Raw genomic sequence first — 7,597 nt, forward strand, 5'->3', positions numbered from 1 at the left:
AAGGCGATCAATGCCGTGACGCTGGAGATGTTCCACGACATCGACAAGGCGCTCGACGTGTTCGAAGCCGATCCTGATGTCGCGGTTATCGTGCTGGAGGGGGCCGGCGAGCGCGGCCTGTGCGCCGGTGGCGACATCCGCGCGCTGTGGGAAAGCTCCAAGGTCAAGGGCGATCTCGGCAAGATCCTGTGGCGTGACGAGTACATTCTCAACGCGCGGATCAAGAAATTCCCGAAACCCTATGTAGCCTTCATGGACGGCATCGTGATGGGCGGCGGCGTCGGGCTGTCGGCGCACAGCAGCCACAGGGTGGTGACCGAGCGAACCAAACTCGCGATGCCCGAGGTCGGGCTCGGCTTCTTCCCCGATGTCGGCGGCACCTATCTGCTGTCGCGCTCGCCGGGCGAGATCGGGACTTACTTTGGTCTTACCGGCACCACGATGAATGGTCCCGATGCGATCTATGCGAAGTTTGCCGATGCGGTGGTGCCGAGCGCAAAGCTGCCCGCACTGCGCGAGGCGCTGACCAAGGTTGCACCGGGTACGCCTTCGGCTGAGATCGATCGGCTGATCGCGGGCTTTGCGACCGGCGAGAAATCCGGCCCTGTCGCTGCGATGCAGGCCAAGATCGACGGCTGGTTCGCGCGCGGCCGGATGGACGACATTGTTGCGGTACTGACGGCCGACGGTTCCGATCTGGCGCAGGCGACGCTGAAAACGCTCGGCGAAAAATCGCCGCGCGGGATGGTGGTGACGCTGAAGCTGCTGCGGCTGGCGCGGGCGACCGAGACGCTGGAAGAGTGCCTGGTGCGCGAATATCGCGCCGCGCTCGAAGTGTTCGCCAGCGACGATTTCCGCGAGGGCGTGCGCGCGGCCGTGATCGACAAGGACCGCAATCCGAAGTGGCAGCCGAGCCGGATCGAAGACGTGACGCCCGAAATGCTGGCGCCTTACTTCGCCGAAATCGGCGCCGACGAACTGAAATTTCCTGACGGCAAATAGAAACGTCGCAAGCGGAGGACTTCCCATGGCAAACGTCGCATTCATCGGGCTCGGCAATATGGGCGGGCCGATGGCGGCCAATCTGGTCAAGGCCGGCCACAAGGTGACCGCGTTCGATCTGGTCGCTGCGTCCCGCGATCAGGCCAAGAGCGACGGTGCCGCGATCGCCGAGAGCAGCGTCAGTGCGGTGAAGGGCGCCGACGTGGTCATCACCATGCTGCCGGCTGGCAAGCATGTGCTCGGCGTCTGGAACGAAGTGCTTCCCGCCATGAGCAAAGGCGCGCTGATCATCGACTGCTCGACCATCGACGTCGAAAGCGCCAAGCAGGCGCACGCGCTTGCGGCCAAGCATGGCATGGCCTCGGTCGACGCGCCGGTCTCCGGCGGCACCGGCGGCGCCAAGGGCGCGACGCTGACCTTCATGTGCGGCGGTGAGCCGAACGCCTTCGCGGCGGCCCAGCCGATGCTGGCTAACATGGGCAAGAAGATCGTGCATTGCGGCGCTGGCGGCGCGGGGCAGGCGGCCAAGATCTGCAACAACATGATCCTTGGCATTTCCATGATCGCGGTCGGCGAAGCCTTCGTGCTGGCCGAAAAGCTCGGCCTGTCGCACCAGGCGCTGTTCGACGTCGCCTCGACCTCATCGGGCCAGTGCTGGTCGCTCACCACCTATTGCCCGGTTCCCGGCCCGGTGCCGACCTCGCCGGCCAACAACGACTACAAGCCGGGTTTCGCCTCCAACCTGATGGTGAAGGACCTGACACTCGCACAGGACGCCGCCAATGCCGCCGGCGCGGTGACGCCGCTCGGCAAGCACGCGCAGGAGCTCTATAAGACCTTCGACGCGTCGGGCCATGGCGGGGTCGACTTTTCCGGAATTATCCAGCACGTTCGCGGCCTCGCTGGGAAATAATCTCTATGCGTCATCCTGAGGCGCGAGCGCCAGCGAGCCTCGAAGGATGCTGAACGCAGTGCCTGTGGCCATCCTTCGAGACGCCGCGCGAGGCGCGGCTCCTCAGGATGACGCCATAAAACGTGGTGAAGCCGGATGACCACATTTCAGGACGCACGCGCCTTTCTGCTCAAGCACCGCACCGACTACGATGCTGCGGTGAAGGGATTTCGCTGGCCGGACCCGGTGCCGTTCAACTGGGCGCTGGACTGGTTCGACGCCGAGCTGGCGCGCAATGCCGACAGCCGTGACCGCCCGGCGCTGTGGATCGTCGATGCCGCCAGCGGCAACGAGACCAAGCTCAGCTTCGCCGAGCTGTCGCGCCGCTCCAATCGAGTTGCAAATTTCCTGCGCGCGCAGGGGCTGAAGCGCGGTGATCATCTGCTGCTGCTGCTCGGCAATGTGGTGCCGCTGTGGGAGACCATGCTGGCGGCGATGAAGCTGGGCGTCGTCGTGATCCCCGCGACCACGCTATTGACCGCGGATGAACTCCGCGACCGGCTCGATCGCGGCAAGGCGAAGGCGGTGGTCGCCACGCAAGATCAGGTTGCGAAGTTCGCAGGGCTCGGCAGTGACCAACTGGTCCGCATCGTGGTCGGCGCCACGCAGGCGCAGGACGGCTGGCTGCCGTTCGAGGATGCCGCGAAGGCGTCCGAGGCTTTCACGCCTGACGGCCCGACCCAGGCCGACGATCCGATACTGCTCTATTTCACCTCGGGGACCACGGCAAAGCCGAAGCTGGTGCGGCACAGCCAGCGCAGCTATCCGGTCGGCCATCTCTCGACCATGTACTGGATCGGCCTGCAACCCGGCGACATCCATCTCAATATTTCCTCGCCCGGCTGGGCCAAGCATGCCTGGAGCTGCTTCTTTGCGCCGTGGAATGCCGGCGCAACGATCTTCATTGCCAACCAGCCACGCTTTGAGGCGAAGGGGCTGCTCTCGATCATCGGCCGCTGCGGCGTCACCACGCTGTGCGCGCCGCCGACGGTGTGGCGGATGTTCATTCAGGAAGACCTCGCAAGCTTCAAGGTGTCGCTGCGCGAGGTCTGCGGCGCCGGCGAGCCGCTCAACCCTGAAATCATCGACCAGGTCAAATCGGCCTGGGGCCTCACTATTCGCGACGGCTACGGCCAGACCGAGACCACGGCGCTGGCCGGCAACTCGCCGGGGCAGAAGGTGAAGGTCGGCTCGATGGGCCGGCCGCTGCCGGGCTATCGCGTGCAGGTGACCGACAATGACGGTCACCCCGCGAAGGAGGGCGAGGTGACGCTGTTGCTCGGCGCCGACCGGCCGGCGGGCCTGATGCAGGGCTATCAGGGTGACGACGGCAGACTGATCGGCACCGACGGCGAGATCTATCGCAGCGGCGACGTCGTGTTCACCGATGACGAGGGCTATCTGACCTTCGTCGGCCGCACCGACGACGTGTTCAAATCTTCCGACTACCGCATCTCGCCGTTCGAGCTCGAAAGCGTGCTGCTGGAGCATGACGCGGTGGCGGAAGCGGCCGTGGTGCCGAGCCCGGATCCGATCCGGCTGGCAGTCCCCAAGGCCTATGTGCTGCTGGTCTCCGGTGTCGAGCGCAGCCCGGAGACGGCGCTGTCGATCTTCAAACATTTGCACACGCGGCTTGCACCGTTTAAACGCATCCGCAAGATCGAGCTGGTCACCGAACTGCCCAAGACGATTTCTGGAAAAATCCGTCGGGTGCAGTTGCGCCGGCTCGAACATGACGATGTCAGAAGCGATGCGTTGCGCGGAGCCGAGTTCCGCGAGGAGGAATTTCCGGAGCTGCAGAAGGTGCGGACCTCCGGTTAGCGGAGGTTAGCCAAATGAACGAAGTCTGGAAGAAGCCGCCGGTGTCGCTGGAAACCTACCAGGGCATGGTCGGCAAGGAGATTGGTGTGTCCTCGTGGCACCTGCTCGATCAGGGCCGCATCGATACCTATGCCGACGTGATCGAGGATCACCAGTTCATCCACGTCGATCCCGAGCGCGCCAAGAAGGAGACCGCGTTCGGCACCACGATCGCCCACGGCTTCCTCACGATGTCGCTGCTGTCGATCATGTCCTACGAGGTGATGCCGGTGCTCGAGGGTACCGCGATGGGCGTCAATTACGGCTTCGACAAGCTCCGCTTCATCTCGCCGGTGCGCTCGGGCAAGCGCGTGCGCGGCCGCTTCGTGCTGGCCGAAGCCACGCTGCGCAAGCCGAAGGAACTGCTGTCGCGCACCAACGTCACGGTCGAGATCGAGGGCGAGGAGAAGCCCGCGCTGGTCGCCGACTGGCTCGGCCTGATCTATTTCAGCTAGAGCGTTTTCCAGCGAAGCGGGCTCCGGTTCGCGTGAAGAAAACGCTCCGAACAAGAATCTGGAGCCCCGTTCCGATTCAATCGGAACGGAAAAGGCTCTAGCAGATGGTTGAGTAGCTCCACTTTTCCGGCAAGCGGCAGAGGTGGAGCGAACCCGCCTAGGCCAAGTAGCGCATTGACGGCTTTGATTCCTGGTGTCCATCATACCGGTTTAGGCGGTGCGGTCCCGGGAGTGGCAGCCATGGTGCAGAACATCGTCGCCGGACTTGTCGTAGTCGCTCTGATTGTGATCGGCTCGATCAGCTACGCCCAGGAGCACCACGAGTGCTGGAGCGGGCATCTGCTCAAAAGCCTGAAGCCCTGCGGGTCGATGACCCCTGACGTCTAGCGCGCCCGGCGGCTTTCCTGGCTTTTCCTGGCCGGGCTTGACCCGGCCATCCATCGCTGCTCAAAAGTCCCCAACCTTTTCATGCCGCTCGGGCGTGCACCCTCTCTCCTTGTGGGAGAGGTGGCGAAATCGAGCGGAGCGAGATGAAGCCGGGTGAGGGGTTTCTCTCCGCGCGCTCATCCGTGGAGAGAACCCCTCATCCGGCGCGCTTGCGCGCGCCACCTTCTCCCACAAGGGGAGAAGGGAAGAACAGGAATTTACGGATGGCAATCAGGTTTGACGGACGCGTCGCTATCGTCACCGGCGCGGGCAATGGTCTTGGGCGGGCGCATGCGCTGGGCCTTGCCAGCCGTGGCGCCAAGGTCGTGGTCAACGATTTCGGCGGCGCCCGCGACGGCACCGGCGGCTCGCTGTCGCCGGCCGAGACCGTGGTCGAGGAGATCCGCCAGGCGGGTGGCACCGCGATGGCCGATGGCGCCGACGTCTCGAACTTCGAGCAGGTCACCGCGATGGTCGAGCGCGCCACCAAGGAGTGGGGCAGCGTCGACCTCTTGTGCGCCAATGCCGGCATCCTGCGCGACAAGTCGTTTGCCAAGATGGAGGTCGCCGACTGTGCCAAGGTGCTCGACGTGCATCTCACCGGCACCTTCTACTGCTGCAAGGCGGTGTGGGCCGGCATGCGCGAGCGCAATTACGGCCGCATCGTGCTGACCACCTCGTCGTCCGGCCTGTTCGGCAATTTCGGCCAGGCCAATTACGGCGCGGCGAAGGCCGGCATGGTCGGCCTGATGAACGTGCTCGCCGAAGAGGGCCGCAAGAACAACATCAAGGTCAACACCATCTCGCCGACGGCGGCGACCCGGATGACCGAGGAGCTGCTGCCGCCGCAGGCGCTTCAACTGATGAAGCCGGAAGCGATCACGCCGGCGGTCGAATTCCTGCTCAGCGAGGACGCGCCGACCCGCACCATCATGGGCGCCGGCGCCGGCTCGTTCGCGGTGATCCGCGTGCTGGAGACCGAAGGCGTCAACCTGCCGCAATCCGAATGGACGCCCGACGGCGTCGCCGCGCACTTCAAGGACATCGCCGACATGTCGACCGCGAAGGCGCTGCAGGGCGCATTCGAGCAGACCCAGAAGTATGTCGCCCAGGCCGCAGCGCGGGCCGGGATCAAGCTCTGAGCATGGTCGTCGCCGTCATCGGAGCCGGACCTGCCGGCCTGATGGCTGCGGAAACTCTTGCGGCGGGCGGCGCACAGGTCACCGTCTATGACGCGATGCCGTCGGCCGGCCGCAAGTTCCTGATGGCCGGCCGCGGCGGGCTCAATCTCACGCACTCCGAGCCGCTGCCGGATTTCCTGAGGCGTTATCGCGAGGCGATGCCGCGCCTGACGAAAGCGGTCGAGGCATTTCCGCCCGATGCGTTGCGCGCCTGGAGCGCGGCGCTGGGCCAGCCGACCTTCATCGGCACCAGCGGCCGGGTGTTTCCCGAGGCGTTCAAGGCTTCGCCCCTGCTGCGCGCCTGGCTGCGGCGGCTCAATGCGGCAGGCGTCGCGTTCGCATTCCGGCATCGCTGGACCGGATGGGAGTCGGACGGCGGACTGCTGCTCGAGGCACCGGACGGCCCGCGCGCAGTCAACGCTGAGGCGACCGTGCTCGCGCTCGGCGGTGCAAGCTGGCCGCGGCTCGGCTCCGATGGCGCTTGGGCGAACATCCTCGCCGCGAAGGGCGTTGCCGTGGCGCCGATGAAATCAGCCAATTCCGGCTTCACGGTTGCGTGGTCAAATATCTTCCGCGACCGGTTTGAAGGCCAGCCGCTCAAAGGCGTCTCGCTCACGATCGGGGCGCATACGGTGCGCGGCGAGGCGATCGTCACCCGCGCCGGCATCGAGGGCGGCGCCATCTATGCATTGTCGGCCGAATTGCGCGAGGCGGTGCTCGCCAAGGGAACGGCGACGCTCAGCGTGGCGCTGCGGCCCGATGCCGTGCGAGACGACCTGATCGCGCGGCTGTCGGTGCCGAAGGGCAAGCAATCCTTCTCCAATTTCCTGCGCAAGGCCGCGCAGCTCTCGCCGGTCGGCATCGGATTGTTGCAGGAGGCGGCAGTCGCTTCCGGCCGATCGCTGGCTTCGCTGCCGCCGGCCGAATTGGCCGCGCTGATCAACGCGGTGCCGAACGAGGTCACCGGCGTCGCGCCGATCGCGCGCGCGATTTCGAGTGCGGGCGGGATCAGGTTCGACGAACTGGATGACCATTTCATGCTGCGGCGATTGCCCGGTGTTTTCGCCGCCGGCGAAATGCTCGACTGGGAAGCACCGACCGGCGGCTATCTGTTGCAGGCGTCGTTCGCGACCGGCGTCGCCGCCGGGAAGGGCGCGTTGAGCTGGCTCACGCAACGCGCCTTGTAACCCGGCTCATTCCGAACCGGTCCTCGTCGCGAGGTCGGTGATCAGGCCGAGTATGCCGAACGCCGCAGCCACCGCGCAGACCGCCGTCCACCCGCCAAAGCTCCATGCTGCGGACGCTGCCGCCGCGCCGACCGTGCCGCCGATGAAGAACAGCGCCACGAACAGGCCGTTGATCCGGCCGCGCGCCTCGGGCCGCAGCAAATTGACGGCGCGGCGGCCGAGCGTCTGGTCGGTGGTGATGCCGAGATCCAGCAGGATGCTGCCGACGCTGAGCACGACGAGCGCTCCCATCCGCGATTCAAGCACGCCGGCCCACGCGCATAGCGCCAGCGACGCGATGATCAGAAGATGCGAGCCGATCAGCATCGGCCGGGCAAAGCCACGGTCACCCCATCGTCCGGCCAACGGCGTGGCGACGGCACCGGCGACGCCGATCAGTGCAAACAGCGCGATCCCCTTGGCGTCGAGCTTGAACGGCGCATCCGGCAGGCGCAGCGCTACGGCGGCCCAGAACGCGGTGAATGACGCCATCAC

The 7,597-nt window shown here is 65.7% G+C and carries 8 protein-coding genes; 7 read left to right on the forward strand and 1 reads right to left on the reverse strand.

Annotated elements, in window-relative coordinates; genetic code table 11:
* The 7 genes from FNJ47_RS43380 to FNJ47_RS43405 all read left to right on the forward strand — a co-directional run.
* Window positions 1–1,002: enoyl-CoA hydratase/isomerase family protein (locus FNJ47_RS43380; protein ID WP_163162555.1), on the forward strand; the 1,002-nt coding region annotated here is incomplete at its 5' end.
* A gap of 25 nt (window positions 1,003–1,027) precedes the next feature.
* Window positions 1,028–1,915: a 3-hydroxyisobutyrate dehydrogenase gene (mmsB, locus tag FNJ47_RS43385; protein ID WP_163162557.1), complete on the forward strand. Its 888-nt coding sequence runs from the start codon at window positions 1,028–1,030 to the stop codon at window positions 1,913–1,915.
* A 135-nt stretch (window positions 1,916–2,050) separates the two neighbouring features.
* Window positions 2,051–3,775 carry an AMP-binding protein gene (locus tag FNJ47_RS43390; RefSeq protein ID WP_163162559.1) on the forward strand — a complete coding sequence of 575 codons (1,725 nt, stop codon included), beginning with the start codon at window positions 2,051–2,053 and terminating at the stop codon, window positions 3,773–3,775.
* 14 nt (window positions 3,776–3,789) lie between these two features.
* Window positions 3,790–4,269, forward strand: coding sequence for a MaoC family dehydratase (locus FNJ47_RS43395; protein ID WP_163162560.1), 480 nt, complete (start codon window positions 3,790–3,792; stop codon window positions 4,267–4,269).
* Between the two features lie 240 nt (window positions 4,270–4,509).
* Entirely contained in the window at window positions 4,510–4,656 is a 147-nt protein-coding gene (locus FNJ47_RS50065; RefSeq protein WP_165446129.1) for a hypothetical protein, read from the forward strand.
* Window positions 4,657–4,919: 263 nt separating this feature from the next.
* Window positions 4,920–5,837 (forward strand): SDR family NAD(P)-dependent oxidoreductase, encoded by a 918-nt coding sequence (locus tag FNJ47_RS43400; RefSeq protein WP_163162562.1) that lies wholly within the window; start codon window positions 4,920–4,922, stop codon window positions 5,835–5,837.
* Window positions 5,838–5,839: 2 nt separating this feature from the next.
* A complete protein-coding gene (locus FNJ47_RS43405) occupies window positions 5,840–7,063 on the forward strand; it encodes a BaiN/RdsA family NAD(P)/FAD-dependent oxidoreductase (RefSeq protein WP_163162564.1) in 1,224 nt (407 codons plus the stop codon).
* Between the two features lie 6 nt (window positions 7,064–7,069).
* Here the strand turns inward: FNJ47_RS43405 and FNJ47_RS43410 are convergent.
* A partial coding sequence (locus tag FNJ47_RS43410; protein WP_163162566.1) for an MFS transporter occupies window positions 7,070–7,597 on the reverse strand: 528 nt, incomplete at its 5' end.

Source organism: Bradyrhizobium uaiense, from assembly GCF_010811875.1.
GTDB lineage: Bacteria > Pseudomonadota > Alphaproteobacteria > Rhizobiales > Xanthobacteraceae > Bradyrhizobium > Bradyrhizobium uaiense.